Raw genomic sequence first — 25,245 nt, forward strand, 5'->3', positions numbered from 1 at the left:
CCTAAAAACGCACGTTTCCTCTTTTGAGGCCGCCGTGTATCTAATGTACAATACGTGTCGGAAGGAGGGATTTCATGGAGAAAATCGAAACGTACAGCAGAGGAATCATATACGAGGCATATATGGCAAGGGCTTCTGATATACACATTGTGCCGAGAGAGCGTGATGCTTTTATTCATTTTCGCATTGACCACGCTTTAGTGAAAAAACGGGTCATGAAAAAAGAAGAATGTGTGCGGCTGATTTCTCATTTTAAGTTTTTATCGGCAATGGATATAGGAGAAAGGCGAAAGCCGCAAAACGGATCGCTTTCCATGCCGCTTGAAACGGAAACGGTTCATCTGAGGATGTCAACACTGCCGACGATGAATGAAGAAAGCCTGGTCATCAGACTTTTACCTCAGCGTCAAATTCCGCCGATTGACAGACTGTCCTTATTTCCGGGCGCAGGTGCCACGTTATTGTCCTTTTTAAAACATTCTCACGGTATGCTCCTTTTCACCGGCCCGACCGGCTCAGGAAAAACGACGACCCTTTATTCGCTCGTCAAATATGCAAAACAGCATTTTAACCGGCGGATTGTCACGCTTGAAGACCCCGTAGAAACGAGAGATGAAGATGTCCTTCAAGTACAGGTGAATGAAAAAGCCGGGATTACTTATTCAGCAGGTTTAAAGGCGATTCTGAGGCATGATCCCGATATGATTATTTTAGGAGAAATCAGAGACGCCGAAACGGCTAAAATCGCGGTCCGGGCAGCCATGACAGGCCATCTCGTTCTTTCGAGCCTGCATACGCGGGACGCAAAAGGCGCCATTTACAGATTGCTTGAATTCGGGGTGAAGATGAGTGAAATTGAACAAACGGTCATTGCAATTGCCGCCCAGCGATTAGTCGATTTAACGTGTCCGTTTTGCAAAGATAAAAGCTGTTCCGTATACTGCCGGCTGTCCAGAGAGACACGGCGTGCGGGTATTTATGAATTGCTGTACGGGAAAAATCTTAATCAATGTTTTCAAGAAGCAAAGGGCGAACAGGCCAATTTTCAGTATCAAACGCTCCGCAAGCTGATCAGAAAAGGCATTGCGCTTGGGTATGTCACATCAAGTAATTACGACCGGTGGGTGTACCATGAAGCCGATTAAAAAAACATGGCCGCTAAAAGATCAAGCCAATCTGCTGAAAAGGCTCGGTGAGATGACCGAAAAAGGATACAGCTTGATTGAAGGTCTGAGGCTGCTGGAACTTCAGCTCCATAAGCGGCAGCTATCAGAAATGACGTCTGCAATCCGGCAGTTAAGTAAAGGCGATGCTTTTTATCAAGTATTACAGACGATGTCTTTCCATAAAGAAGCCGTAAGTATTTGCTATTTTGCGGATAAACACGGAGAATTGCCTGCTGCAGTGAAACAAAGCGGGGAATTGCTGCAGCGAAAGCTGGCTCAGACAAATCAAATCAGAAAAATGCTCCGCTACCCGATGTTTTTAATATGTTCAGTCTTTGTGATGTTTTATATATTACAAAGTATGATTATCCCGCAGTTTTCAGGGATTTATCAGTCCATGAATATGAAAACCTCACGTTCCACCGTTGTTATCTTTGCGTTTTTTCAGCACTTTCATGCGGCTTGTGCGATTATGTTTTTTGCCGCTTTTATCATGTTTCTGTACTATTGGTTCGTTTTTAAGAAAAAATCCCCGCAAGACAAAATGCTTTTGTTCGTAAAAATTCCTCTTATAGGAAAAGCCGCCGTGCTCTTCAACAGCTACTTTTTTTCCTTGCAGCTCAGCAGCCTGCTAAAATCGGGCCTTTCCATATACGACAGCTTAACGGCTTTTAAAGAACAATCCTTTCTGCCTTTTTACCGGCAAGAAGCAGAGAATATCATAGAGCGGTTAAAAGCCGGAGAAACGATTGAATCGGCTCTTTACCGCCATCCCTGTTATGAAAAAGACTTTGCCGCTGCAGTCAGTCACGGACAATTAAGCGGCCAGCTTCATCGTGAACTTTTTACATACAGCCAATTTATGATGGAACGGCTTGAACAAAATGCAGAAAAATATACCGGCATTCTTCAGCCGGTAATTTACGGTGTTGTCGCCGGTATGATTTTAATCGTCTATTTGTCGATGCTGATGCCGATGTATCAAATGATGAACCAAATGTAAAGGGAGTGCTTTGTCTGAAGAATCAAGATGGATTTACTTTAATTGAAATGCTGATCGTTTTATTTATCGTCTCCATTTTGCTTTTAATCACAATTCCTAATGTAACTAAGCATAATCAAAGCATTCAAAACAAGGGCTGTGAAGGATTGCAAAATATGGTGAAGGCTCAAGTGACAGCATACGAAATCGATCATGAAGGAAAAACGCCGGATATCGGCGACTTGCAGTCAGAGGGGTACATCAAAAAGAATACAGCGTGCCCGAATGGAAAACGGGTCTTAATAAGCGGCGGGGAAGTAACAGTTGAGCAGTAACAGGCTGACAGAAGGCGGATTCACCCTTCTTGAAAGCCTGGTCGTTTTAAGTCTGGCCTCTGTTTTACTGACTGTTTTTTTCACGGCTTTTCCTCCTGTTTATACTCATATTGCGGTACGGCAAAAAGCAGACCAGCTGCAAAAAGACATTCAGCTGGCCCAAGAAACCGCTATCGCTGAACATAAAAGAACAAGTATTACGTTTTTGCCGAAGGAACATAAATACAAACTGTCTATTGGCGGAAGCATTGTTGAGCGGTCCTTTGGAAAAATGGAGATTGCGCTGTCCACATTACCGAAGCAGCTTGAATTTAACGAAAAAGGACATCCGAATTCCGGCGGGAAAATTGATGTGAAAACAGCCGGAGTCACATATGAAATAACTGTTTACTTAGGGAGCGGAAACGTTTATGCAGAACGGAAATAAAGGGTTCTCAACAATTGAGTCTTTATCCGCGTTCGCGATTTGGCTGTTTTTCATGATTTCCATCGTCCCTGTTTGGTCAGGAATTCTCGCGGATGAACAGAAAATAGAAGATCAAAAAGAAGCCTATCAGCTTCTTCATGAGAACATCAGCGCATATATGATGTCCGGTAAGCGGCTGCCGTCTTCTGTTGTAACGTGGAAGGAGGAGGGTGATTATCAAAAAGTATGTACGGCCATTCGCGGAGAAAAAAACGTTTGCCTCAATATTCTCAGCACAAAGTGGCTTTACGCTTCTTAATGTTTTGTTTTCCTTGGCGATCTGCCTTTTTCTATCAGGGACGCTAACACCGGTTTTACACCTGTTTTTGTCCCGGCAGACGGAAGGCGGCGGAATAGACGGACAGGAAAAGACTATTGCCATTCAGCAGATCATGAATGAATGTAAAAATGCCGAAGCCGTGAACCCTGCTGACGGCGGAAGAGCGGTAACCTGCCGGAAAGCAGGCGGAGAAGAGGTGCGCTTTGAAATATATCAAACCATGATAAGAAAAAGAGTGAACGGAAAAGGCCACGTCCCCGTTCTTCAAAATGCGGCGTCATTAAACGTGTATATGAAAAACGGCCTGCTTTTTCTGGATATCACAAGTGTCAATGGGAAAAAGAACCATACTGCTTTCCCGATTTATACCTATTTAAAAGGAGATTAAATGTACAAACCAAATGGTTTTATTTATCCAGCGGTTCTTTTCGTTTCGGCCGTTATGTTACTGGTCATCAGTTATACTTCATCTGATTTCATTACCCGTAAAACATTTGAAAAAGAGACGGCTGAGTATTACGCCGGAGAGAATCTGCTTCAGAACGGCGCGCTGCTGTCCATCCGTCATGTTTTACAAGGACAAAAAGGCCAATCCGGCAAGAAACGTTTTTCATACGGCGTTGTATCTTATGAAATCCGCGGCCCAATTCATCAGGGTGCATTGGACATTTTTATAAAAGGAGAGACGCGTTCAGGTACGAAAAGAGAGGCGCACATTTCATTTGATCAGAAGAAGAAAAAACTGATTCAATGGATCGAAGTATAAAAAGGATCAGACGAGCCAACACTTCATAGTAAAGACAGCAATATGAGGTGAAAATCGTGAAAACAAACGATTATGTAAAATATATGACTGAGCAATTCGTTAAATATATAGATACGCCTAAACATGAGCGAAAAGAACTAAAAGAGGTGCGAAAAGAGAAAAAAGCTCCTGCTTCTCAGCATTGGTTCGGTATATTGCCATATGGATTTAAGCTGTGGATGAAGCGGAAAAAATAAAAGCTTAAACGTGCGGAAGGTCCTCCTGAAATCGGGAGGGCCTTATTGAAATTCCTCAATGACGGCAACTTTATTCACTTTCTGGCTATAAGGATTAAATGAAATGGTTACAAACACGCCGAATTCTTTGGACCCTTCTCTTAACGTTAGGTGATATTGTTTGACGGCTTCATCTGTTCTTTTCCGATCCCACACCTTTTGAATAAATAAGGTTTGTGAGAGAGGATATCTTTTTTTTGCTTCTCTTTCTGCCACCTTTTCCCATTTTGACTTATGGTGAACAGCATAATACGGCATTCCTTCTGCCTGAGCTGCTGCTGAAACCCCAAAAACAAGAAGAGAAAGGCAAATCAAACACTGTTTGATCATGAATAAATCACCCTTTCACTGCATATCATTTCTAATTTTTCTGTGGCCATACCTTTATTTTTCCGCATTTTATTAGAAAAAATTCCAAAAAGATGAGTAATTTGGAGCAAAACGATGTTTTTAAAAGATTATATTCTTAAAAACGAACAAATTGACCGTTTTTGACATTTTTCAAGATGGTAAACGTTGATTATACTTTGCTCATGAGGTTCTTTAAAAAGAACGATCGTCATATTTATTTACAGATTTCACAGGGGGTAAGGCATGTTCCGATTGTTCCGAACGGAAAAAGGGGCTAAAACGAGATGGCGGATTCTGATCTTTTTCCAGCTTTCGTTCATTTTCGGCTTGGCCATAACGATATGTACCCAGTTTACCGGTGACACAAGCTCCTCCTTTAACGATGTGAGAAGCTTCAGTTTACCCGTTCAAACGTGTGGGGACTTTCGCAATACAGATAACAATTGCCGCTATGACGAACGCTGGGATCAAAGTGATTTGCACGTAATAAACCAAACCGATACGAAAGGCACTGTGTGTGCTCCGCTTCACCTTTATGTTGAACTGGAAAATAAAGGTAAAAAACAAACGATATCTGAATGGAAATGGGAGCTTCACAAAATCGCTTCCGCACATAAACCTTTACAAAACGGCAATGTCATTGATAAAGGACTTGTCACCGATAAAAAAAGCGATTTGCTCTATAGGATTGAGTCGAAACGGGCCTTACAGCCGGGCATATACGCATTTAAAATTTATAAGCCTGAGGGTTATCCGGCAAGTGAAGAAAAATTTGAATGGTCAGCACCTATGAAGCTTGTCAAATGCCAGGAAAAACCGACAGCTTCTGCCGTAAAAAAAGCAGAGAAAGAGCCGGCTGAACGGACGAAAGAAAGCGGGGAAGAAAATGAAAAAAACGATGAAACTGATCAGTAATATTTTGTATGTCGTCATCTTCAGTTTTATTATTGTGCTGACTTTGACTGTCATATCGACCCGGGCATCCGGCGGAGAGCCGTCCATATTCGGCTATACGCTGAAATCAGTGCTGTCAGGTTCGATGGACCCGGAGTTCAAGACGGGTTCATTAATTGCAGTGAAGAAAATTCCTGATGTAAACGCCTTAAAAGAAGGCGATGTCATTACCTTTACACAAGATGACGGATCAGCCGTGACACATAGGATTATCGGCATAACAAAGAAAGACGGGCATTTGTTATTTGAAACAAAAGGCGATCATAACGCTGCCCCAGATGCCGCTCCTGTGCAATCAGAACAGGTTATGGCCCAGTATACGGGATATCAGCTTCCGTATGCAGGATATGTCATACATTTAGCAAGCCAGCCGATCGGAACGGCTATTCTGTTAATCGTTCCGGGCATCATGCTGTTAATTTATTCGATTACCGTAATCGGCAGCGCTATCCGCGATATTGACCGAAAAACAAAAGCGCTTGAAGAGAATGCGAAAAACAGCACTATATCTACTTGACTTTAGTTGCAACCTGGCGACAGGATTTGATAACAAAAAAATTAATAAGGGGAGTATACTAAAATGGGTATGAAAAAGAAATTAAGCTTGGGCGTTGCTTCGGCAGCACTTGGATTAGCATTAATCGGAGGCGGCACATGGGCCGCATTCAATGATGTGAAGACAACGGATGCCACGTTTGCATCAGGAACTCTTGATTTATCGGCAAAAGAACAATCAGCCAATGTAAACTTATCCAACTTAAAACCGGGCGATAAATTAACGAAAGATTTCGAATTCAGAAATAATGGATCGCTTGCGATTAAAGAAGTATTAATGGCCCTGAATTTTACAGATTTCAAAGGGGCAGCTAAAGGAAACGGATCTGCGGAGGACTTCCTCAGCCAGTTTGAAATTACCGTGCTGACGGTCGGAAAAGAAGGGGGCAACGGCTATCCTAAGAATATTATTCTAAAGGCTGCCAACCTGAAAGACTTGTATTTGATGTCAACGAAACAGGATAAAACAGCTGCTGAAGCCATCAGTAAGCATATTGATTCAAAATTCCTAAGCGCGAGCGGAAAAGTGAATGTAGCGACCATTAACGGTAAGACTGCGCCTGAGTATGACGGTGTGCCGAAAACGCCTGTTGATTATGACCAAGTGCGGATGGAAATCCGGTTTAAAAATGATACCGCTAAAGACGCAGATGGGCAAAATGTCCAGAATAAATTCCAAGGCAATGCCATTTCTCTTCAATTCTCATTTGAAGCGACACAATGGAACGGCTTGACTATTACAAAAGATCATACAGATAAAGACGGTTACGTCAAAGAGAATGAAAAGGCCCACAGTGAGGATAAAAACTAATTCAAACTGGCGGGGAGATAAAAGAGGAGTTGTGCACATATGGCGGCACTACTCCTCTTTTTGCGCTTTTCTCCATTTTTGATAATCTAAAAATTCACGAAATTGTTTTTTTGATACCCCGGATGTCATCGCATCGCGAACTAATTTCTCCCATTCACTATCTAATTGACCATCGTATTCGGTTTCATGTTTTTCATCAAGTAAAGTATGAACCGAGACGTCCAGAACAGCGGAGACTTTTTCGAGAAATTGAATGGAGGGGTTCGTCTGTAAATTTCGTTCTATTGAGCTTAAATAAGACTTCGCTACCCCAGCTTTTTCAGCTAGTTCTGATAGTGAGTAGCCTTTTTCTTTTCGGTATTGTTTAATACGCTGGCCAATCAATGTCATCACCTTCCTTGTGATATTATAGCACATTCAGAAAGGATTTACGGTATGACTTCTGGCGGCCTGGATATGTTGAGAAGACTTTTTATGCGAATGCAAGTATTTGCGTATCTCTTCTAAGCTGATATTTGTTTTTTGGGCTTCCAGCATTAATTCAACCCATTCCTTATCTAATTGTGAAAATTCTGTTTTTGCATTTTTCATGCATTTTCTCCTCCTAAAATACTTGTTTATGTATTTCAGCCAATCCGGCCATGACCTATTGTGTACCCTTCTTCATGTCTGGAAGTTAATAATCGCATGTGGAACGCTAGAAATTTTTTCTATATACTTTTATTATAATATACAATTTCTAAAAAAAACGAGAAAGCTGTCGAATGGATAAGGCTTATCCAGAAAAATTACTTTGCAGGAAAAATAAACCGCCATTTTCAATCTGGATGTTAATTTTTGGCTGATATAAGGCTTTCAGCGCTTTTTTTTCCAAATAATATTCTTCAGGTTTTTCCTCAGTATGCTCATAAAATTGATCTAGCAGCGTAAGATCCTTCTGCCATCTTGTAACGGCATCGTCGGCCCAATCTGACGGTTCTTCTGCGGCAAAGTTCGTCAAATAATGTTCCATTCGCTTTATACCGCTTTCGGGCTTAATCATAGGCGATATGGTAAAGCAATAGTCTGATATTTGTGAAGTCAGCGGAAGCGGTGTAAGCTTTCGCTGAAAGTCTTCAATGATTTGTCCAGAAACAAGGTGAAGGCCCAGTGACAATAGTTTGTCTTTTTTCATGTCGGATTGGTATGAAATCACTACGTTTATCCCAAGCCAGGGCTGAAGCGGCACTCTGGCTCCGGCTGATACAATTTTCTCATATATTCTTGTAAATCTCCCATTTTGTTTAACTGCTTGAAAGATTTGAAAGAGCCGCGGAGCTCCAAAGTAAATAAATTCGCCGTCCAGGTCGCTGGGGGCCGTTTCTTTATCGGTGATAAACGTGATCTTCATCGGGTTCGGCTCGCCGCCTGTTTTTTCACGCCAATGCCAATAAAAAGGGCGGTTCATAATTTGTTTGTCCATTTCGACCGTAAGCTGAACCGTCATAAAACCCGGCCCCTGTTCAGTAATCGGGCAGTGATTCGCTTCAAAAAAACGCAGTAAAAATTGATGAACCTCTTGCTGTCTCATGTCACGCATCCTCCTTTTCTATATTAAGAGCCTTTTTTTCTGGCCGGCCCTTCCTTGCTGTACGATAAGAAAGAAGTGAGATTGTCCATTTTGATTCTCATTTCTTCCTCGGTCAGCGAATGGCATAAAATATCATTCAAATGCTCTTCGAAATTGTTCACTTTGATTTTTGTTAAAATATCATCTAATTCACCGACTACATTTTCGAATAAATGTATTTTTTCATATAAAAGCTTTAAGATGTGCTCCTCGACGGTATGTTTTGTCGCCATGTTGTAAATATGGACATCTCTTTCCTGTCCGAGCCTGTGTATCCTCCCGATTCTTTGCTCAAGACGCATCGGGTTCCACGGCAGATCATAGTTGATGATATGATTGCAAAATTGCAGGTTGATCCCTTCTCCTCCGGCTTCTGTCGCGATCAGCACCTGAACTTTGCCGCGGAAAAGATCCTTCATCCAGTCCTTTTTTCCGCGCTTAAATCCGCCCCTGAAAGGGACCGAGCTAATTCCGTTTTGCTGAAGAAACCACTGCAGATAAATCTGGGTTGCCCGGTATTCGGTAAAAATAATGACCTTGTCATTAATTTTTTGAATTAAATCAACGACCTGAATCGCTTTTGAATTTTGTGTCACCTGATTGATGCGCTCCATTAAATTCGCGATCGTCTGTTCGTCAAAGGCGGGCGCTTGTTTGTCTTTTTTGTCGAGCATTTTTTTGAGTGTCATATAGACCGCTTCTCTGCTCGAACAGCATTCTCTTTGCAGCGTCATAATGGAAAAAGCGCTTGTCGGCTTTTCCATGCCGTTTTTCAGTGCGTTAATGTCATCGTAAAGCGCCTGTTCCGTCGGCGAAAACGTAATGGGCACCGTTTCAACATGGCGCTGCGTCCACGTAAGCCCCGTGTCGCTCCGTGTATTGCGGATCATGACCTTATTGACCAGTTCTTTTAAATGCTCGTGGTCATCAATTCCGTCTTTTTTATTAAACGTTTCTTGAAATCCGCTTTCATTGCCTAAATGGCCGGGCTTCAATAACGACACTAAATTAAAGATCTCCTCAATCCGGTTTTGAATCGGCGTTGCCGTCAGCAGCAGGCAATACTTTTTAACAAGGCTTCTCGCAAATTCATAATTCTTCGTTTTGCTGTTTTTGAGCTTATGCGCCTCGTCGATGATGACAAGATCATACGGAATAGACAGTACGATGTCCTTGTGAGGCGAACGCTTTGCCGTATCAATTGAAGAGACAACGATATCGCACTGCTCCCAAACATAGCTTTTCTTCTGCTCAACGGCCGGGATTAAAAATTTCTCCTGCAGCTCTTTCACCCACTGCGATACAAGCGATGCGGGCACAAGAATGAGGATTTTTTTGGCCAGTCCGCGAATCATGTACTCTTTTAAAATCAGGCCGGCCTCTACGGTTTTGCCCAATCCTACTTCATCTGCCAATATCGCTTTGCCGTTCATTTTTTCTACAACCTTCTGCGCTACCTCAAGCTGATGGGGAAGCGGGGTGAAATCAGGCAGGTACAAAGGAGCCCTTAAACCCTCAAATTCAGGAATGGCAAGGGTTTCCTGTACTTCAGCAGACAGCTTGTACAGCTCCCAATTTGACCAGGGGCCGTCTGTTTTCAGGCGTTCCAAAAACTCCCCCGGCCAATTCGAATCGAATATGATCTCTGTCGCCATGTGTATAAAACCGCCTTTCTTTTAAAAAACTGATTTATCATAATTTTTGTTGCCGGACGTAAGTGAGGGTGGTAGGATATAAGTAATGATTTCACCAAAGATATTGCTTTAGTATGTCCATAACAATTGGTAAATATGAGCGAATGACAGCAAGGGGAGAGACCCGGACGAAAAATAGCGCATCCGGGCGCCGAAGGAGCAAACTGCGGAGTGAATCTCTCAGGCAAAAGAACTCTTGCTCGACGCAACTCTGGAGAGTGTTTGCAAAGATAGAAGCAGACCACCAAAGGGGACGTCTTTATGATGTTTCATAAAGTAAACTTTCAGGTGCCGGGACAGAGAAACCTTCATGTAAATGAGGCGTTTCTCTGTCCTTTTTTATATGGTTTTATACAATGCGCCAATGAGCTGAAGGGGGAAGATGATGCTGAAACGAACACCGCTTTATGAAGTGTATAAAGAATACGGCGGAAAAACGATTGATTTTGGAGGCTGGGAGCTGCCGGTCCAATTTTCTTCTATTAAGGAGGAGCATGAAGCCGTCCGGACAAAAGCGGGCCTGTTTGATGTGTCTCATATGGGAGAAGTCGAAGTATCCGGAATAGACAGTCTGCCTTTTCTGCAAAAGATGATGACAAATGACGTTGCGGACTTAAAGCCCGGGAGCGCGCTGTATACCGCAATGTGTTATCCGGACGGCGGGACGGTTGATGACTTGCTGATCTATCAGAAAAGCGGCACCTGCTATTTACTCGTCATTAATGCGTCTAATATCGACAAAGATATCGCTTGGCTGAAGGAGCATGCCGAAGGGGATGTCACGATAACAGATCAGTCCGGCGAGCTCTCATTGCTGGCTGTTCAAGGGCCGGAAGCTGAGACGGTTCTCACAAAACTGACGGAAATTGATCTGTCTTCATTAAAGCCGTTTACGTTTATTGATGGGGCAGCTGTCGCCGGACATCAAGTTCTGCTCTCCAGAACAGGATATACCGGGGAAGACGGCTTTGAGCTTTATTGCCGCAATGAAGATGCGGTAAGCCTTTGGAAGCAGATTGTTAAAGCCGGAGAGGAAAACGGCCTCATGCCGTGCGGACTGGGCGCCCGCGATACGCTGAGATTTGAAGCGAAACTGGCGTTATACGGGCAGGAGCTCACTAAAGACATTACGCCGATTGAAGCGGGAATCGGTTTTGCCGTAAAACATAAGAAAGATTCCGATTTTTTCGGGAAGTCAGTATTGAGTGAACAGAAAGAAAAAGGAGCTCCCCGTAAGCTTGCAGGGCTCGAAATGATTGAAAAAGGAATACCGAGGCATGGTTATGCCGTGAAAAAAGACGGTATACAGATCGGTGAGGTTACAACAGGCACACAATCTCCAACATTAAAGAAAAATATCGGCCTCGCCTTATTGAAGACGGAATTCAGTGAAATCGGTACTGAAGTAGAGGTGGAAATCCGCAGCAAAACAGTAAAAGCGAAGATTGTCCGCACACCGTTTTATAAACGTCCAAAACATAGCTGAAAAAGGAGAGTCATATGAAGCATCGATATTTGCCCGCGACAGAACAGGATAAAAAAGAAATGCTGAAAGCCATCGGCGCAGAAACAATTGATGATCTGTTTTCCGATATCCCGGAAAATGTGAGGTTTCCAAAGGACTATGACATTAAAAAAGCAAAATCAGAAACCGAGTTAACGAGAGAACTGACGAAGCTCGCAGCTAAAAACAAGGACGCCGTTACATATGCATCATTTCTGGGCGCAGGAGTGTACGACCACTATCAGCCAGTCATCGTGGATCATGTCATTTCCAGATCAGAGTTTTACACTGCATACACGCCCTATCAGCCCGAAATATCCCAAGGCGAGCTTCAGGCGATTTTTGAGTTTCAGACGATGATCTGTGAATTAACGGGGATGGATATCGCAAACTCCTCTATGTATGACGGAGGAACGGCGTTAGCTGAAGCGGCGATGCTTGCTTCAGGGCATACGAAAAAGAAAAAAATCGTTATTTCCTCAGCCGTTCATCCGGAATCAAGAGATGTGCTGAAAACATACGCAAAAGGCCAATATATTGAGGTTATAGAGGTGCCTGCGAAAAATGGCGTGACGGATCTTGAAGCGCTGGAGGATGCTGTTTGTGAAGAGACAGCGGCCGTTATCGTCCAATATCCGAACTTCTTTGGGCAAATTGAGCCGTTAAAAGAGATTGAGCCAATCGCGCATAAAGGAAAAAGCCAGATGATTGTTTCTTCAAACCCGCTCGCGCTCGGCATCTTAACGCCGCCGGGGGCATCCGGAGCGGATATCGTCGTCGGAGATGCACAGCCTTTCGGTATACCGGCGGCGTTTGGCGGCCCGCACTGCGGCTACTTTGCGGTAACGAAAAAACTGATGAGGAAAGTGCCGGGGCGGCTTGTCGGTCAAACAGAGGATGAAAACGGACGAAGAGGTTTTGTCCTCACCCTCCAGGCGCGCGAGCAGCATATCAGGAGAGACAAAGCTACCTCCAATATTTGTTCAAACCAGGCGCTGAATGCTTTGGCGGCTTCAGTTGCGATGACGGCGCTCGGGAAAAACGGGGTAAAAGACATGGCCCGTCAGAATATCCTGAAAGCAGATTACGCTAAGCGCCAGGCGGAAAAAGCCGGGTTGCGAGTCGCGTTTAAAGGCCCGATGTTTAATGAATTTGCTGTTAAGCTGAATGAGCCTGTAAAAGAAGCAAACAGCCGCTTATTAAAAGAAGGCATTATCGGCGGGTATGATTTAGGCCTTGCTTATCCTGAGCTGGAGCAGCATATGCTTATAGCCGTCACGGAGCTGAGAACAAAAGAAGAAATTGATTCGCTTATTGCGGGATTGGGGGATCACCATGAATAATCAAGATCAGGCGCTTATTTTTGAATTGTCCCGCGAAGGGCGCGTCGGCTACAGTCTTCCGGAGCTTGACGTGCCGGAAACGGAATTGGACAGCCTGCTTCCCGATGACTATATCCGTACTGAAGACGCTAAACTGCCGGAGGTCTCAGAGCTTGATATCATGCGGCATTATACCGCTCTTTCCAAAAGAAACCACGGAGTCGATTCAGGGTTTTATCCGCTTGGGTCATGTACGATGAAATACAATCCGAAACTGAATGAAAAAATCGCCCGGATCCCCGGACTTTCTGCGATTCACCCGCTTCAGGATGAGGATACGGTTCAAGGGGCGCTTGAGTTATTATACGATTTAAGCGGGCACTTGGAAGAGATTACGGGAATGGATGAAGTGACGCTGCAGCCGGCCGCTGGCGCTCACGGTGAATGGACGGGCCTGATGATGATCCGCGCCTATCACGAAGCACGAGGAGATTACGGGCGGACGAAAGTGATTGTGCCTGATTCCGCACACGGTACGAATCCCGCTTCCGCAACAGTCGCCGGTTTTGAAACCATTACCGTGAAATCAAATGAACACGGGCTTGTTGATATTGATGATCTGAAAAGAGCGGTAAATGAAGAAACAGCCGCGCTGATGCTGACGAATCCGAATACCCTCGGATTATTTGAGGAAAACATTACCGAGATGGCGCAAATCGTCCATCAGGCAGGCGGAAAGCTCTATTACGACGGAGCGAATTTAAATGCGGTATTAAGTAAAGCAAGACCGGGCGACATGGGATTTGACGTCGTTCACCTAAATTTGCATAAAACGTTTACGGGGCCGCACGGAGGAGGAGGCCCGGGCTCAGGTCCGGTCGGAGTGAAGAAGGAACTTATTCCGTATCTGCCAAAACCAGTATTAACGAAAAAAGAAGGTCGTTTTACATTTGACTATGACCGCCCGCACTCAATTGGACGCGTCAAACCTTATTACGGCAACTTCGGCATTAATGTAAGAGCCTATACATATATCCGCTCCATGGGACCGGACGGGTTAAAGGCTGTGACCGAAAACGCGGTTTTAAATGCCAACTATATGATGAGAAAGCTTGCGCCGTATTATGATCTGCCGTTCGACCGCCATTGCAAGCATGAATTTGTGTTATCGGGAAGACGGCAAAAAAAGCTCGGCGTGAGAACGCTGGACATTGCAAAACGGCTTTTGGATTTCGGCTATCACCCGCCAACCGTTTATTTTCCTTTGAACGTTGAAGAAAGCATCATGATTGAACCGACCGAAACGGAGTCAAAAGAAACCCTTGATGCCTTTATCGATGCGATGATTCAAATCGCCAAAGAAGCGGAGGAAACGCCTGAGGTTGTGCAAGAGGCGCCGCATACGACGGTTGTGAAGAGAATGGATGAAACCAAGGCTGCAAGACACCCGGTCTTAAAATATGAACATGTTCCTGATGACAAACGTTAAAGGGCGTAAAAAAGAGCTGCCGTTATAAACGGACAGCTCTTTTTGGTTATTGATTTTTCGCTTTAATTCTTCCGCTCCATTTTTTAAACCCGCCTTTTAAATTGTAAATATCCTTGCAGCCGTTTTTACGGAGCGTCTGGGCAGCGCGTCCGCTGCGGACATTATTTTGGCAGTAAAGGTACACGGGCTTATCCGGACGGATTTCATTTTTTCGCTGTTTAAGCTGGGACAGGGGTATGTTGCGCGCGCCGAGAATATGGCCGCCTTCAAATTCATTCGGTTCCCGAACGTCAATGAGCTGCGCTTTTCGGTAGCCCGCGCGGAATTCCTCTTCCGTAAGTGTTTTCATTAAACGCTGCTGATAAAAATACGACACGATCATATAAACGAGAAATGCCGCGACAATAATCAAAGCAATCATGTTAGACAATGTGATTCTACTCCTTTAGCTTATAAAATCAAAACCCTGTATAAAAAACAAGGCTTACCGGACTTTTTGGGACAAATACTATTATAGTAAAGCGTGAAGAGATTGTCATCCTTAATGAAACGAAATATTTTTCATTTTCCCATCAGTTTGATAAACTGATTTTATTAAAACGATAAAGAAGGGTTTAATATATGGAAAAAGAAACATGGCGGTTTATTGACTCAGGGAATAAAAGCCCGGCATTTAACATGGCGCTTGATGAAGCGCTTTTATATTGGCACAGCGAAAAAAAAATTCCTCCGGTAATCCGTTTTTACGGCTGGAATCCGGCGACATTGTCTGTCGGGTATTTTCAAAATATTAAGAAGGAAATTAACTTTGATGCAGTACATAAGCACGGCCTTGGTTTCGTCAGACGGCCGACGGGCGGACGCGGCGTTCTTCACGATAAAGAATTGACCTACAGCGTGATCGTCTCAGAGGATCATCCGGAAATGCCGGCAACGGTAACAGAAGCTTACCGGGTCATTTCAGAAGGCATCCTGCAAGGATTCAGAAATCTGGGCCTTGATGCATACTTTGCCATTCCGAGAACGGAAAAAGAAAAAGAAAGCCTTAAAAATCCGCGCTCCTCAGTCTGCTTTGATGCTCCTTCCTGGTATGAGCTGGTCGTTGAAGGGCGGAAGGTGGCGGGGAGCGCCCAGACAAGACAAAAAGGCGTCATTCTTCAGCACGGCTCCATCCTGCTTGACATTGACGAGGACAAGCTGTTCGACCTGTTTTTATATCCGAGCGACAGAGTCCGTGAGCGCATGCAGCGAAATTTCAAAAATAAAGCGGTTGCGATTAACGCTTTAGCGCAGGAACGAGTGACGATGGATGAGGCCCGCACAGCTTTTAAAGCCGGATTTGAAGAAGGGCTGAACATTCATCTTGAGCCGTATACGCTTACGGCAGAGGAATTGGAGTTTGTCAACGAACTCGCCGAAACAAAATATGCATCTGATGAATGGAATTATAAGCGCTAAAAGGCTTGACAAGCCGGAAGCATCCTTGTTTTTTCATGACCGTTAGTGTAAACTTGTAATGGTTTATAAAGTTAAGGTGCTTTTTGGGAGGGTTACGATGACAACACCAAGTATGGAAGATTATATTGAACAGATTTATATGCTGATTGAAGAAAAAGGATATGCAAGGGTTTCTGATATTGCGGAAGCATTGGCAGTCCACCCCTCCTCTGTAACGAAAATGGTTCAAAAACTAGATAAAGACGAGTATTTGATTTACGAAAAATATCGAGGGCTCGTATTGACCACTAAAGGGAAAAAAATAGGCAAACGGCTCGTATACAGACACGAATTGCTGGAGCAGTTTTTAAGAATCATTGGTGTTGACGAAGAGAAAATTTACAACGATGTCGAAGGAATCGAACATCATTTGAGCTGGAACAGCATTGATCGCATCGGCGACCTTGTTCAATATTTCGAAGATGACGAGGGCCGTAAAAAAGAACTGAAATCTGTACAGAAAAAAACAGAAAATCCTGCTGAGTAAAGGGCAGCCCGAAAAGGGCGCCCTTTTTTTATGTCTTCATTCAGGTCTATTTCACCAAGCTGTTTCTTAAAATAGTAATACACCTTGGGAGGAAGGGAGAGGGCGCTTATGCACATTGACGGCGTATTTTCTGGCGGAGGGATAAAAGGGGTAGCCCTTGCAGGCGCCTATGAAGCGCTTGAGGAGCAGGGCTTCCGCTTTGAAAGGCTTGCCGGAACAAGCGCCGGCGCGATTATCGCTGCCTTCATCGCCGCAGGCTACACAAGCAGGGAGATTCATACGATCATTGATGAAGTAGAAGAGAAGCAATTGTTAGACCAGAGATTTTCATTCCTTCCGCTCAAACTCTTACAGTGGGTGTCCATATATTGGCGCCTTGGCCTATATAAAGGCGACACGCTGGAAAAGTGGATTGCGGAGAAATTAAAAGCAAAGGGCATTATCGTGTTTGGGGATTTGAAGAAAGGATCGCTCCGTCTGATTGCCTCTGACTTGACAAACGGAACGATGATCGTGCTGCCGGATGACCTCCCACGCTACGGGTTAAATCCTGAAATGTTCCCGGTTGCCAGAGCTGTCAGGATGAGCTGCAGCATCCCTTATTTTTTCGAGCCGATTAAATTAAAAACCGACAAAGGCACATCCACGGTCGTAGACGGGGGCGTGTTAAGCAACTTTCCGATTTGGCTGTTTTCAAAGGAACGCAAGCGGCCCGTGATCGGCATCTCGCTTTCGCCTCATGCAAAAGAACGTCCGAAAAAATCAATTCGGAATGCGTTTGAGCTGTTTGGCGCTTTGTTTGAAACGATGAAAGACGCCCATGACGCAAGGCATATTGCGACAAGATACGAACAAAACATTATTTTTATCCCGGTGGAGCATGTGATGGCGACCGAGTTTCATCTCACGGAACAAAAAAAACTAGCCCTCATTGAGCTAGGAAAAAGCAGGACAGAGCAATTTCTGAAGCAATGGACCTATTAAAAAAGCGCTCTGTTTTTCTTTTTATTTTTTTTTCCTTCAATGACGGTCAGCTGGGTCTGGCTTTTTTTCTTAAGAATCATCGGCTTAGGTTTGCTGTCGCTAGGCACGCTCCTCAAATGGCTGACCCGCCCTCTGTGCCCTGCGCGGTGCTTTGCTTTTTGCTCCTTCATTCGGCGCCGCGATTGTTTCGCCGCTTTTTTAAAGGCGGTTCCGTCCTGTCCGGCGCGGCGGTTCATTACCGATCTGACGATAAAATAAATAATGACACCTGCGAGGATGACGGTAATGGCCCTGCTGATCATTTGCCCGGGGTTGGTTACCGCCGCATAAATGAAGCCGAATGCGCCAAGCGCAATTAATACAGCAATAATAGGTTGTACACGATGATTCATAACTGCCCACCTCCGAAAATAATAACGGGTAACGGTTTAGATCACATTGTGAGACGGTTTTTCTCTCTGTTCTGAGATGTCTTCCAGTCTGAGAAGCTCGTTAAAGCTTTCTATCGCAACCTCGACCTGGTCATCTTTAGGTTCCTTTGTCGTTAAAAGCTGCAGCCAAAGGCCGGGATAACCGAGCACCTTCAAAACGGGGATATTCCGCACTCTGTTCGTCAGCTGCAGCACCTCAAAGGAGATGCCAAGGACGACCGGTATAAGCGCAATTCTGTCTAAAATACGCACCCAAAGCGGATCTGTCGGAACGAGCAAATACACAAACATGCCGACAATGATCGTAAATAAAATAAAGCTTGAACCGCATCGGTAATGAAGCCGGGACTGCTTTTGAACATTTTCCACTGTAATTGGCAAATTCTGTTCGTAACAGTTTATGACTTTATGTTCGGCCCCATGATATTGAAACACTCTTTTAATTAACGGCGTCATCGACAAAAAATAAATGTAGCCGAGAAGCAGCATAAGCTTAAACAGGCTCTCTATCCCGATTTGCGCGGCATCTGAGGAAAAAACCGGCCTCGTCAGCTCCGCTAAAAAGACCGGAACGAGCGTAAAAACGAATTTGCTGAACAAAAACGATATCACGCCGATGACTGCCAGGCTGAAAAACATGGATAAGCCCGAGCCTTTCTTTTCTTCATTTTCAAGCTTATCGTCGTCGTGAGGATCAAGCCCGTAACGTTCGCTTGAAAAGTTTAAATGCTTTGTGCCGTTGGCGCTTGCTTCAATAATCGCAATAATGCCGCGTAAGAACGGAATTTTTTTCAAGGCTGCCAGTTTGGCGTTCGGCACTCTCGGAAGCCTGAAAAAATCAATGCTTCCGTCAGTTCTGCGGATGGCGGTCACATAATTCCGTTTGCCTCCGAACATCACGCCTTCAACGACTGCCTGCCCGCCGTATGCGGGCGGCGTTTTTTGTTTTGACATCGTTTATCAACCTGCCTGTTTTCTTAGGATTACTAACCATTTCCTTTCACTCTATTGTACAGGAAACAGCGGTAAACCTCTAGTTAGACAGCTGGAAAATCAATACTTTTTCTATAAGCAGTTTACCCTTATTTAGAAATTTTACTCATCACATGAAAATAATGCGGGCTTCTTTATGACTTTTTATTTTTTGGGCACTCTATAATTGGAGGTGGCATGATGACCAACGAAAAAAATACAGAACAACAAGAAGAAAAGAATAAACAAGATGATCACCAGCCCGTCTCTTTTACAGGCAGAATCTGCGGGATAGGGTTTGCCGGAGGCGTATTTTGGAGTTTGATCGGCTATCTAGGTTATATATTTCACTTTTCGGAGATCAGCCCGAATATGATTCTTCAGCCGTTTATGATCGGAGAATGGAAAAAACAATGGCTCGGCACAATCATCAGCATTGTGGTTATCGGTTTGATTTCGATTGCCGGAGCGTTTATTTATTTTATCTTTTTAAAACGTTTTAAAACCATGTGGCCCGGTATGGTGTACGGCGTTATTTTATGGTTCGCTGTTTTTTTCTTGTTCAATCCGATTTTTCAGGATGTACGGTCCGTGACTGAATTGAAATCAGATACAATCGTGACGACGCTGTGCCTTTATATTCTGTATGGAGTGTTTGTCGGTTATTCGATCTCATTTGCCTATAATGAGCTGACGTCAGACAAGCTTGCCAGAGCGCTCGGCAAGACAAGTGAATAAGTGTATAATCCCTGTGCGGTATGGTAAAATGTTCACGAGAAGTGAACATTTTTTATGCTGAAAACCGGGCGGGCTTGCTCTCCCGCGGTGTCAGGCGATAGTCAAGAATCGGCAAGGAGGAGAAAGAGAATGAAACTTGAGAAATTGCGAAATCTTTTCGGCCAGCTGGGGATAGACGGAATACTTGTGACAAGCGCCGCCAATTTGCAGTATATGACGGGGTTTACGGGTTCGTCCGGACTAGCGGTGATATCAGGAGAACGAGCGGCATTCATTACAGATTTCCGGTACACTGAGCAGGCGAAAGCTCAAGTGAAAGGCTTTGAGATTATCGAACACAGCGGAAGCTTAATTCAAACGGCTGCCGATACGATCCTTGAATTCGGCATTAAAAAGCTCGGTTTTGAACAAAACAGCATGACGTACGGCACATATGCATCATACCATGCGGTGTTAAATGAAGCAGAGATGGTTCCCGTCGCGGATTCGGTTGAAAAGTTGCGCTTGATTAAGTCAAGTGAAGAGATTAAGATATTAGAGGAAGCTGCGCAGATTGCGGATGATGCATTTGAACATATCCTGACGTTTATCAAACCCGGCATCTCTGAAATTTCAGTTGCCAATGAGCTTGAATTTTATATGAGGCATCAAGGAGCCGACGGTTCTTCCTTTGATATGATTGTCGCATCAGGCATAAGGTCAAGCCTTCCGCACGGAGTGGCAAGCGGCAAATTAATTGAAAACGGAGACTTTGTGACGCTCGACTTCGGCGCTTACTATAAAGGTTATTGTTCTGATATTACACGCACCGTCGCGGTGGGAGAGCCGAGTGATAAACTGAAAGAGATTTATCAAGTCGTATTCGATGCTCAAGCGCTCGGCGTTCAGCATATTAAACCTGGCATGACAGGAAAAGAAGCGGATGCCTTGACGAGAGATCACATCTCTGCAAAAGGCTACGGCCAGTACTTCGGCCATTCGACAGGCCACGGGTTGGGCATGGAAGTCCATGAATCGCCCGGATTATCTTTCAGATCATCAGCCGTTCTTGAGCCTGGCATGGCGGTTACGGTTGAGCCGGGCATATACATACCGGAATTAGGGGGCGTCAGAATCGAAGATGATATCATCATCACAGAGGACGGCAACCGGACCATTACGCATTCCCCTAAAGAATTAATTATTTTGTGATTGGGAATATAGGAGGACGTAAAACATGATTTCAGTTAACGATTTTCGTACAGGACTAACGATTGAAGTGGACGGCGGCATTTGGCGCGTCGTTGATTTCCAGCACGTAAAGCCGGGAAAAGGAGCGGCATTTGTCCGTTCTAAACTCCGCAACCTGCGCACTGGCGCCATCCAGGAGAAAACATTCCGTGCGGGTGAAAAAGTGGCTAAGGCCCAAATCGAAACGAAAACAATGCAGTATCTTTATGCTAATGGAGATCAGCACGTATTCATGGATACAAGTTCATACGAACAGCTTGAACTGAACGCGAGCCAAATTGAATACGAATTGAAATACCTGCTTGAAAACATGTCCGTGCATATCATGATGTATCAGTCTGAAACGCTCGGTATTGAACTGCCGAACACAGTTGAATTGAAAGTTGTTGAAACAGAGCCGGGAATTAAAGGCGACACGGCTTCAGGCGGCACGAAACCTGCCAAAACTGAAACAGGTCTTGTCGTAAACGTGCCGTTCTTTGTGAACGAAGGCGATACGCTTGTTGTCAATACATCTGACGGCTCTTACGTGTCAAGAGCATAGTAAAGAGATGATAGAGTCTGCTCCTTTTTCAGGAGCAGGCTTTTTTTGCGTTCAAACAGATTCTTTCTTTTATATGAAAAAAACTGAGACTACTTCCCGAAGCTAGAGCATATAGTGTAACAAAACGCTTGAAGTTGGGGGATTGCAATGAAATTTTTGTTTGGTTCAATCAATTCTACCGTTTTAACGATGGCCGGTTTACGAGTTTTGTCATCAGTCATTGAATTATCAGCCGCTATTATCATGCTTGTCACAAACGATATTAGAAAGGCGATTGTGGTCAACAGTATTTTGGCGATCATCGGCCCGTTGATCTTTATCATTACGATGACGATCGGCATTTACCAGATTGCAGGGCAGCTCTCTTATGCAAAGCTGATACTGATTTTTACAGGCGTAGTTCTGATTTTGGCAGGCGTCCATAAATAGCGGAGAGATTTGTCATAAAGTCTGTCCCAGGTCATACATTTTAAAGAAGCCAATCGGTAAAAAGGAGGAGACTCTATTGAATGAAATTACAGAGGTTCTCCCTGAATTAATGAGGCATGCCATCTCCGCCGTGCCGGAAGAAAAGCGGCGGGACACAGAAGAAATCAGAATTCGTGTCGACAGGCCGGTTGAACTGATCCAAAAAGGACAACCTCTTTTTTTGTCTTATATCTGCACGGCCAATGACGCGCATCTTATCCTCAGCCGGCTCAGCAATTACAGCATGTACACGCTGGAAGAAGAGCTGAAAAAAGGATATATCACGATCAGAGGGGGCCACCGGGTGGGGCTGGCCGGAAGAGTGATTGTAGAAAACGGAGCCGTCAAAGGACTCCGGGATATTACCTCTTTTAATATACGGATCGCCCGCGAAAAGCTTGGAATCGCAGATCCGCTCATTCCTTTCTTGTGGAAGGAAAACTGGCTGAACACACTGATCATCGGCCCGCCGCAAACGGGAAAAACAACCTTGCTCCGTGACTTGGCGAGGGTTTCCAGCAGCGGAACGAAAAGCATTCCGGCTAAAAAGACCGGGATCGTGGATGAACGGTCTGAAATTGCCGGATGCCTGCGGGGAATCCCTCAGCATCACTTCGGCAAAAGGATAGACGTGCTGGACGCCTGCCCGAAGGCAGAGGGGCTGATGATGATGATTCGCTCGATGAGCCCCGACGTCATCATCGTGGATGAAATCGGGAGAATGGAAGACTCAGAGGCGCTGATGGAGGCGCTGCATGCAGGGGTGTCAGTTATCGTTTCCGCACACGGATGGAATATGAAAGATTTGGTGAAGAGGCCGTCATTGAAGCTGCTGTGGGAGGAGAGAGTATTCGACCGCTATGTTGAGCTGTCAAGGCGCCGCGGGCCCGGTACGGTCAGCCGGATGTACGGAAGCGGCGGAGAGCCGGTCCCGCGGGCGGAAGGCGTGCTCACATGCTGAAGTTATTAGGCGCTATTTTCATATTGACGGCGACGACGTGGACAGGTTTTGAAATCGCGAAAATCTACGTAGAAAGGCCAAGGCAGATCCGCCAGCTGCGTGCGGCGCTGCAATCACTTGAGGCGGAAATTATGTATGGGCACACACCGCTGCACATAGCGTCAGGGCAAATTGCCAAACAGCTTTCCCGTCCTGTATCGTTATTGTTTCAATTCTTTAGCGAGAGGCTTGAGAAGGGAAGCGATTCGGCCAAAACGGCTTGGGAGCAAAGCTTAAAAAAAACGTGGCACTCGATGGCGATGAAAAAAAGCGAATATGACGTGCTCAAACAATTTGGAGAGACGCTTGGGCTTCATGACCGGGTTTCTCAGCAGAAACATATTAAGCTTGCGCTTACACATTTAGAAGCGGCGGAAGCGGATGCCGGGCGGGCGCAGGCGAAAAATGAAAAAATGGTGAAAAGTTTAGGGTTTTTGGCCGGACTGTTACTCATTCTTCTATTGATGTAAACATGAGGGGAGCAAACATAAAATGGGAGTCGACGTAAATGTCATTTTTCAAATCGCCGGAGTCGGTATCGTGGTCGCATTTCTCCACACCATATTGGACCAAATGGGAAAAAAAGAATACGCCCAATGGGTGACGCTGCTTGGCTTTATCTATATTTTATTTATGGTGGCGACGATTGTCGATGACCTTTTTAAAAAGATCAAAGCTGTGTTTCTATTTCAAGGATAGGGGGGCTTACAGATTGAAATTGTTCAAATTGTAGGTTTAGGGCTGATCGCTACATTTCTCTCCCTGATCGTAAAAGAACAGAAACCGACATTCGCGTTTATGATTGTCGTCTTCAGCGGCTGTGTGATCTTTCTTTATCTCGTCGACCAGATCTATGACATTATCAGAATGATTGAAAAAATAGCTGTCAACGCAAAGGTCAATATGGTTTATGTGGAAACCATTTTAAAGATTATCGGCATTGCCTATATCGCTGAATTCGGGGCGCAGCTTACGAAGGATGCGGGCCAGGGAGCGATTGCTTCAAAAATAGAGCTCGCGGGAAAAATCTTAATTCTCGTGATGGCTGTGCCGATTTTAACCGTTATTATTGAAACGATTCTCGGACTTATTCCTTCTTCATCATAAAAGAAAGGAGGCACAAAAAATGAAGCGCTTTCGGTGGATGGGGGCTTTTTTGTTCATCATCTTATGTCTTCAAACGGAATATGTACAAGCTGCCGGAACGAACGGTGCGGCGCAGGAAACCGCAATCCCGCAAGAATCGGCTGAAGAAGTGGCTAAAAAGCAGGCCGAAGCGCTGAAAACAGAAGGCATCGGAAAGTTTTGGGATGACATCATGACTGAATACGGCGGCCTTCTGCCTGAAAGCCAAAAGGGAAGCATCATTGACTTTATCAACGGCGAAAAGAAATTTTCACCGCAGGAATGGCTGAAGGCTCTGTTTTCCTATCTGTTTCATGAGGTGCTCGCAAACGGCAAGCTTCTCGGCACCTTGATTCTGCTCACCATTTTTTGTGTCATTCTTCAGCTGCTGCAAAATGCGTTTCAGCAAAGCACCGTGAGTAAGGTCGCTTATGCGATTGTCTATATGGTGCTCATCATTCTCGCTTTAAACAGCTTTCATATAGCCGTCAATTATGCAAGTGAAGCGATACAAACGATGACCAGCTTCATTCTCGCGCTCATCCCGATGCTGCTGGCTCTGATGGCGTCTTCCGGGGGAGCCGTCTCTGCGGCCTTTTTTCACCCCGTTATTTTATTTCTGATGAATACGAGCGGCCTTCTTATTCAAAACATCGTCATGCCGCTTATCTTCCTATCCGCCATTTTAAGCATCGTCAGCACGATGACAGATCAGTATAAGGTGACGCAGCTTGCCAACCTGCTCAGAAATATCGCGATCGGGGCGCTCGCGGTTTTTCTCACCGTCTTTCTCGGGGTTATCTCCGTTCAGGGCGCATCGGCTGCCGTGACGGATGGGATTACGCTCAGAACGGCAAAATTTATTACGGGAAATTTTATTCCCGTGCTCGGCCGGATGTTTACGGATGCGACGGACACAGTGATCAGCGCTTCTCTTCTATTAAAAAATACGGTGGGATTGCTCGGAGTCGGGATTTTGATCTGCATTTCTGCTTTCCCCGCGATTAAAGTGCTTTCTCTCGCCTTTATTTATAAGCTTGCGGCCGCTATCCTTCAGCCGCTTGGAGGCGGACCCGTTATTACCTGTCTCGGCGTCATCAGCAGGAGCGTGCTGTATATATTTGCGGCGCTCGCTATCGTCTCTCTCATGTTTTTCCTCAGCATCACCGTCATTATCACAGCCGGCAACCTCACCATGATGATGAAATAA

At 44.9% G+C, this 25,245-nt stretch carries 34 protein-coding genes and 1 riboswitch; of the genes, 26 read left to right on the forward strand and 8 right to left on the reverse strand.

All coding sequences use genetic code 11. The annotated features are described in order from the left end of the window. Positions 1-74 precede the first annotated feature (74 nt). Genes comGA through KY305_RS09560 form a run of 8 tightly spaced genes read left to right on the forward strand, consistent with a single transcriptional unit; the run spans position 75 to position 4,231 of the window. The gene (gene comGA / locus KY305_RS09525; RefSeq protein WP_223062312.1) at positions 75-1,145 is read left to right on the forward strand and encodes a competence type IV pilus ATPase ComGA; all 1,071 of its coding nucleotides are present in this window, start codon (positions 75-77) and stop codon (positions 1,143-1,145) included. Continuing rightward, positions 1,132-2,169, forward strand: a complete 1,038-nt coding sequence (comGB, locus tag KY305_RS09530) for a competence type IV pilus assembly protein ComGB (RefSeq protein ID WP_223062313.1) — start codon at positions 1,132-1,134, stop codon at positions 2,167-2,169. The genes comGA and comGB overlap by 14 nt, the downstream gene beginning before the upstream one ends. A gap of 5 nt (positions 2,170-2,174) precedes the next feature. Then, positions 2,175-2,483: a competence type IV pilus major pilin ComGC gene (gene comGC, locus KY305_RS09535; protein WP_223062314.1), complete on the forward strand. Its 309-nt coding sequence runs from the start codon at positions 2,175-2,177 to the stop codon at positions 2,481-2,483. Then, on the forward strand, positions 2,473-2,910 hold the full coding sequence (gene comGD, locus KY305_RS09540; protein ID WP_223062315.1) for a competence type IV pilus minor pilin ComGD: 438 nt from the start codon (positions 2,473-2,475) through the stop codon (positions 2,908-2,910). Before comGC ends, comGD begins: the two co-directional genes overlap by 11 nt. After that, positions 2,894-3,208, forward strand: coding sequence for a competence type IV pilus minor pilin ComGE (comGE, locus tag KY305_RS09545; protein WP_223062316.1), 315 nt, complete (start codon positions 2,894-2,896; stop codon positions 3,206-3,208). The genes comGD and comGE overlap by 17 nt, the downstream gene beginning before the upstream one ends. After that, positions 3,120-3,617 carry a competence type IV pilus minor pilin ComGF gene (comGF, locus tag KY305_RS09550; RefSeq protein ID WP_316252440.1) on the forward strand — a complete coding sequence of 166 codons (498 nt, stop codon included), beginning with the start codon at positions 3,120-3,122 and terminating at the stop codon, positions 3,615-3,617. The genes comGE and comGF overlap by 89 nt, the downstream gene beginning before the upstream one ends. Beyond that, positions 3,618-3,995 (forward strand): competence type IV pilus minor pilin ComGG, encoded by a 378-nt coding sequence (gene comGG, locus KY305_RS09555; protein WP_223062318.1) that lies wholly within the window; start codon positions 3,618-3,620, stop codon positions 3,993-3,995. It abuts the gene before it with no gap. 56 nt (positions 3,996-4,051) lie between these two features. After that, positions 4,052-4,231, forward strand: a complete 180-nt coding sequence (locus KY305_RS09560) for a YqzE family protein (RefSeq protein ID WP_223062319.1) — start codon at positions 4,052-4,054, stop codon at positions 4,229-4,231. Between the two features lie 42 nt (positions 4,232-4,273). On the opposite strand, the gene KY305_RS09565 is transcribed toward KY305_RS09560, so the two are convergent. Continuing rightward, positions 4,274-4,600 carry a DUF3889 domain-containing protein gene (locus KY305_RS09565; RefSeq protein WP_223062320.1) on the reverse strand — a complete coding sequence of 109 codons (327 nt, stop codon included), beginning with the start codon at positions 4,598-4,600 and terminating at the stop codon, positions 4,274-4,276. 264 nt (positions 4,601-4,864) lie between these two features. Here KY305_RS09565 and tapA point away from each other — a divergent pair, with 264 nt between their 5' ends. The 3 genes from tapA to tasA all read left to right on the forward strand — a co-directional run bounded on the left by tapA (position 4,865) and on the right by tasA (position 6,941). Next, positions 4,865-5,536, forward strand: a complete 672-nt coding sequence (gene tapA / locus KY305_RS09570) for an amyloid fiber anchoring/assembly protein TapA (RefSeq protein WP_223062321.1) — start codon at positions 4,865-4,867, stop codon at positions 5,534-5,536. Next, the gene (sipW, locus tag KY305_RS09575) at positions 5,508-6,092 is read left to right on the forward strand and encodes a signal peptidase I SipW (RefSeq protein ID WP_223062322.1); all 585 of its coding nucleotides are present in this window, start codon (positions 5,508-5,510) and stop codon (positions 6,090-6,092) included. The genes tapA and sipW overlap by 29 nt, the downstream gene beginning before the upstream one ends. Before the next feature lie 63 nt (positions 6,093-6,155). Continuing rightward, entirely contained in the window at positions 6,156-6,941 is a 786-nt protein-coding gene (gene tasA / locus KY305_RS09580) for a biofilm matrix protein TasA (protein WP_223062323.1), read from the forward strand. A 48-nt stretch (positions 6,942-6,989) separates the two neighbouring features. Here tasA and sinR read toward each other — a convergent pair whose 3' ends face one another. The 4 genes from sinR to KY305_RS09600 all read right to left on the reverse strand — a co-directional run bounded on the left by sinR (position 6,990) and on the right by KY305_RS09600 (position 10,205). Further along, positions 6,990-7,325 carry a transcriptional regulator SinR gene (sinR, locus tag KY305_RS09585; protein ID WP_003153104.1) on the reverse strand — a complete coding sequence of 112 codons (336 nt, stop codon included), beginning with the start codon at positions 7,323-7,325 and terminating at the stop codon, positions 6,990-6,992. A 33-nt stretch (positions 7,326-7,358) separates the two neighbouring features. Next, positions 7,359-7,532 carry an anti-repressor SinI gene (gene sinI, locus KY305_RS09590; RefSeq protein WP_223062324.1) on the reverse strand — a complete coding sequence of 58 codons (174 nt, stop codon included), beginning with the start codon at positions 7,530-7,532 and terminating at the stop codon, positions 7,359-7,361. 184 nt (positions 7,533-7,716) lie between these two features. Further along, positions 7,717-8,511 (reverse strand): YqhG family protein, encoded by a 795-nt coding sequence (locus KY305_RS09595; protein ID WP_223062325.1) that lies wholly within the window; start codon positions 8,509-8,511, stop codon positions 7,717-7,719. 23 nt (positions 8,512-8,534) lie between these two features. Continuing rightward, positions 8,535-10,205: a DEAD/DEAH box helicase gene (locus KY305_RS09600; protein WP_223062326.1), complete on the reverse strand. Its 1,671-nt coding sequence runs from the start codon at positions 10,203-10,205 to the stop codon at positions 8,535-8,537. Between the two features lie 143 nt (positions 10,206-10,348). Continuing rightward, positions 10,349-10,450, forward strand: a riboswitch (glycine riboswitch). Positions 10,451-10,629: 179 nt separating this feature from the next. Between KY305_RS09600 and gcvT the strand changes: the two genes are divergently transcribed. The 3 genes from gcvT to gcvPB are packed head-to-tail and all read left to right on the forward strand — an operon-like array spanning position 10,630 to position 14,559. Further along, positions 10,630-11,730 carry a glycine cleavage system aminomethyltransferase GcvT gene (gcvT, locus tag KY305_RS09605; RefSeq protein ID WP_223062327.1) on the forward strand — a complete coding sequence of 367 codons (1,101 nt, stop codon included), beginning with the start codon at positions 10,630-10,632 and terminating at the stop codon, positions 11,728-11,730. Between the two features lie 14 nt (positions 11,731-11,744). Further along, a complete protein-coding gene (gene gcvPA, locus KY305_RS09610; RefSeq protein WP_223062328.1) occupies positions 11,745-13,091 on the forward strand; it encodes an aminomethyl-transferring glycine dehydrogenase subunit GcvPA in 1,347 nt (448 codons plus the stop codon). Continuing rightward, positions 13,084-14,559: an aminomethyl-transferring glycine dehydrogenase subunit GcvPB gene (gcvPB, locus tag KY305_RS09615; RefSeq protein ID WP_223062329.1), complete on the forward strand. Its 1,476-nt coding sequence runs from the start codon at positions 13,084-13,086 to the stop codon at positions 14,557-14,559. Before gcvPA ends, gcvPB begins: the two co-directional genes overlap by 8 nt. A 46-nt stretch (positions 14,560-14,605) precedes the next feature. On the opposite strand, the gene KY305_RS09620 is transcribed toward gcvPB, so the two are convergent. Next, positions 14,606-14,989, reverse strand: coding sequence for a rhodanese-like domain-containing protein (locus tag KY305_RS09620; protein ID WP_214798527.1), 384 nt, complete (start codon positions 14,987-14,989; stop codon positions 14,606-14,608). A gap of 191 nt (positions 14,990-15,180) precedes the next feature. Between KY305_RS09620 and KY305_RS09625 the strand changes: the two genes are divergently transcribed. From KY305_RS09625 to KY305_RS09635, 3 genes are all read left to right on the forward strand, one after another. Continuing rightward, positions 15,181-16,017: a lipoate--protein ligase family protein gene (locus tag KY305_RS09625; RefSeq protein WP_223062330.1), complete on the forward strand. Its 837-nt coding sequence runs from the start codon at positions 15,181-15,183 to the stop codon at positions 16,015-16,017. A gap of 97 nt (positions 16,018-16,114) precedes the next feature. Continuing rightward, positions 16,115-16,543: a transcriptional regulator MntR gene (gene mntR / locus KY305_RS09630; RefSeq protein WP_214798533.1), complete on the forward strand. Its 429-nt coding sequence runs from the start codon at positions 16,115-16,117 to the stop codon at positions 16,541-16,543. A gap of 108 nt (positions 16,544-16,651) precedes the next feature. After that, the gene (locus KY305_RS09635; protein WP_223062331.1) at positions 16,652-17,527 is read left to right on the forward strand and encodes a patatin-like phospholipase family protein; all 876 of its coding nucleotides are present in this window, start codon (positions 16,652-16,654) and stop codon (positions 17,525-17,527) included. Here the strand turns inward: KY305_RS09635 and KY305_RS09640 are convergent. After that, positions 17,524-17,919, reverse strand: coding sequence for an SA1362 family protein (locus tag KY305_RS09640; protein WP_061521977.1), 396 nt, complete (start codon positions 17,917-17,919; stop codon positions 17,524-17,526). The genes KY305_RS09635 and KY305_RS09640 overlap by 4 nt on opposite strands. 36 nt (positions 17,920-17,955) lie before the next feature. Further along, a complete protein-coding gene (locus KY305_RS09645; RefSeq protein WP_223062332.1) occupies positions 17,956-18,912 on the reverse strand; it encodes a DUF1385 domain-containing protein in 957 nt (318 codons plus the stop codon). Between the two features lie 219 nt (positions 18,913-19,131). Between KY305_RS09645 and KY305_RS09650 the strand changes: the two genes are divergently transcribed. From KY305_RS09650 to spoIIIAE, 9 genes are all read left to right on the forward strand, one after another. Further along, the gene (locus tag KY305_RS09650) at positions 19,132-19,668 is read left to right on the forward strand and encodes a YqhR family membrane protein (RefSeq protein WP_223062364.1); all 537 of its coding nucleotides are present in this window, start codon (positions 19,132-19,134) and stop codon (positions 19,666-19,668) included. 129 nt (positions 19,669-19,797) lie between these two features. Further along, entirely contained in the window at positions 19,798-20,859 is a 1,062-nt protein-coding gene (locus tag KY305_RS09655) for a M24 family metallopeptidase (RefSeq protein WP_223062333.1), read from the forward strand. A 25-nt stretch (positions 20,860-20,884) separates the two neighbouring features. Further along, positions 20,885-21,442 (forward strand): elongation factor P, encoded by a 558-nt coding sequence (gene efp, locus KY305_RS09660; RefSeq protein WP_214798550.1) that lies wholly within the window; start codon positions 20,885-20,887, stop codon positions 21,440-21,442. A 147-nt stretch (positions 21,443-21,589) separates the two neighbouring features. Beyond that, positions 21,590-21,871: a YqhV family protein gene (locus tag KY305_RS09665; protein ID WP_061521982.1), complete on the forward strand. Its 282-nt coding sequence runs from the start codon at positions 21,590-21,592 to the stop codon at positions 21,869-21,871. Between the two features lie 76 nt (positions 21,872-21,947). Continuing rightward, positions 21,948-22,871, forward strand: a complete 924-nt coding sequence (gene spoIIIAA, locus KY305_RS09670) for a stage III sporulation protein AA (protein ID WP_223062334.1) — start codon at positions 21,948-21,950, stop codon at positions 22,869-22,871. Further along, positions 22,865-23,380 carry a stage III sporulation protein SpoIIIAB gene (gene spoIIIAB, locus KY305_RS09675; protein ID WP_223062335.1) on the forward strand — a complete coding sequence of 172 codons (516 nt, stop codon included), beginning with the start codon at positions 22,865-22,867 and terminating at the stop codon, positions 23,378-23,380. The genes spoIIIAA and spoIIIAB overlap by 7 nt, the downstream gene beginning before the upstream one ends. A gap of 22 nt (positions 23,381-23,402) precedes the next feature. After that, positions 23,403-23,609, forward strand: coding sequence for a stage III sporulation protein AC (gene spoIIIAC, locus KY305_RS09680; RefSeq protein WP_003153142.1), 207 nt, complete (start codon positions 23,403-23,405; stop codon positions 23,607-23,609). Positions 23,610-23,621: 12 nt separating this feature from the next. After that, entirely contained in the window at positions 23,622-24,017 is a 396-nt protein-coding gene (gene spoIIIAD, locus KY305_RS09685; protein WP_214798954.1) for a stage III sporulation protein AD, read from the forward strand. 19 nt (positions 24,018-24,036) lie between these two features. Beyond that, positions 24,037-25,245 carry a stage III sporulation protein AE gene (gene spoIIIAE / locus KY305_RS09690; protein WP_223062336.1) on the forward strand — a complete coding sequence of 403 codons (1,209 nt, stop codon included), beginning with the start codon at positions 24,037-24,039 and terminating at the stop codon, positions 25,243-25,245.

The sequence above is a fragment of the Bacillus sp. YC2 genome (assembly GCF_019891195.1).
Classification (GTDB): domain Bacteria; phylum Bacillota; class Bacilli; order Bacillales; family Bacillaceae; genus Bacillus.

Excerpts from the sequence above, each read along its gene's own strand:
- comGA (WP_223062312.1), top strand. The coding sequence starts at position 75 with ATGGAGAAAATCGAAACGTACAGCAGAGGAATCATATACGAGGCATAT.
- comGB (WP_223062313.1), top strand. The coding sequence starts at position 1,132 with ATGAAGCCGATTAAAAAAACATGGCCGCTAAAAGATCAAGCCAATCTG.
- comGE (WP_223062316.1), top strand. The coding sequence starts at position 2,894 with ATGCAGAACGGAAATAAAGGGTTCTCAACAATTGAGTCTTTATCCGCG.
- comGG (WP_223062318.1), top strand. The coding sequence starts at position 3,618 with ATGTACAAACCAAATGGTTTTATTTATCCAGCGGTTCTTTTCGTTTCG.
- KY305_RS09565 (WP_223062320.1), bottom strand. The coding sequence starts at position 4,600 with ATGATCAAACAGTGTTTGATTTGCCTTTCTCTTCTTGTTTTTGGGGTT.
- tapA (WP_223062321.1), top strand. The coding sequence starts at position 4,865 with ATGTTCCGATTGTTCCGAACGGAAAAAGGGGCTAAAACGAGATGGCGG.
- sipW (WP_223062322.1), top strand. The coding sequence starts at position 5,508 with ATGAAAAAAACGATGAAACTGATCAGTAATATTTTGTATGTCGTCATC.
- tasA (WP_223062323.1), top strand. The coding sequence starts at position 6,156 with ATGGGTATGAAAAAGAAATTAAGCTTGGGCGTTGCTTCGGCAGCACTT.
- sinI (WP_223062324.1), bottom strand. The coding sequence starts at position 7,532 with ATGAAAAATGCAAAAACAGAATTTTCACAATTAGATAAGGAATGGGTT.
- KY305_RS09595 (WP_223062325.1), bottom strand. The coding sequence starts at position 8,511 with ATGAGACAGCAAGAGGTTCATCAATTTTTACTGCGTTTTTTTGAAGCG.
- KY305_RS09600 (WP_223062326.1), bottom strand. The coding sequence starts at position 10,205 with ATGGCGACAGAGATCATATTCGATTCGAATTGGCCGGGGGAGTTTTTG.
- gcvT (WP_223062327.1), top strand. The coding sequence starts at position 10,630 with ATGCTGAAACGAACACCGCTTTATGAAGTGTATAAAGAATACGGCGGA.
- gcvPA (WP_223062328.1), top strand. The coding sequence starts at position 11,745 with ATGAAGCATCGATATTTGCCCGCGACAGAACAGGATAAAAAAGAAATG.
- gcvPB (WP_223062329.1), top strand. The coding sequence starts at position 13,084 with ATGAATAATCAAGATCAGGCGCTTATTTTTGAATTGTCCCGCGAAGGG.
- KY305_RS09625 (WP_223062330.1), top strand. The coding sequence starts at position 15,181 with ATGGAAAAAGAAACATGGCGGTTTATTGACTCAGGGAATAAAAGCCCG.
- mntR (WP_214798533.1), top strand. The coding sequence starts at position 16,115 with ATGACAACACCAAGTATGGAAGATTATATTGAACAGATTTATATGCTG.
- KY305_RS09635 (WP_223062331.1), top strand. The coding sequence starts at position 16,652 with ATGCACATTGACGGCGTATTTTCTGGCGGAGGGATAAAAGGGGTAGCC.
- KY305_RS09640 (WP_061521977.1), bottom strand. The coding sequence starts at position 17,919 with ATGAATCATCGTGTACAACCTATTATTGCTGTATTAATTGCGCTTGGC.
- KY305_RS09645 (WP_223062332.1), bottom strand. The coding sequence starts at position 18,912 with ATGTCAAAACAAAAAACGCCGCCCGCATACGGCGGGCAGGCAGTCGTT.
- KY305_RS09650 (WP_223062364.1), top strand. The coding sequence starts at position 19,132 with ATGACCAACGAAAAAAATACAGAACAACAAGAAGAAAAGAATAAACAA.
- KY305_RS09655 (WP_223062333.1), top strand. The coding sequence starts at position 19,798 with ATGAAACTTGAGAAATTGCGAAATCTTTTCGGCCAGCTGGGGATAGAC.
- efp (WP_214798550.1), top strand. The coding sequence starts at position 20,885 with ATGATTTCAGTTAACGATTTTCGTACAGGACTAACGATTGAAGTGGAC.
- KY305_RS09665 (WP_061521982.1), top strand. The coding sequence starts at position 21,590 with ATGAAATTTTTGTTTGGTTCAATCAATTCTACCGTTTTAACGATGGCC.
- spoIIIAB (WP_223062335.1), top strand. The coding sequence starts at position 22,865 with ATGCTGAAGTTATTAGGCGCTATTTTCATATTGACGGCGACGACGTGG.
- spoIIIAC (WP_003153142.1), top strand. The coding sequence starts at position 23,403 with ATGGGAGTCGACGTAAATGTCATTTTTCAAATCGCCGGAGTCGGTATC.
- spoIIIAE (WP_223062336.1), top strand. The coding sequence starts at position 24,037 with ATGAAGCGCTTTCGGTGGATGGGGGCTTTTTTGTTCATCATCTTATGT.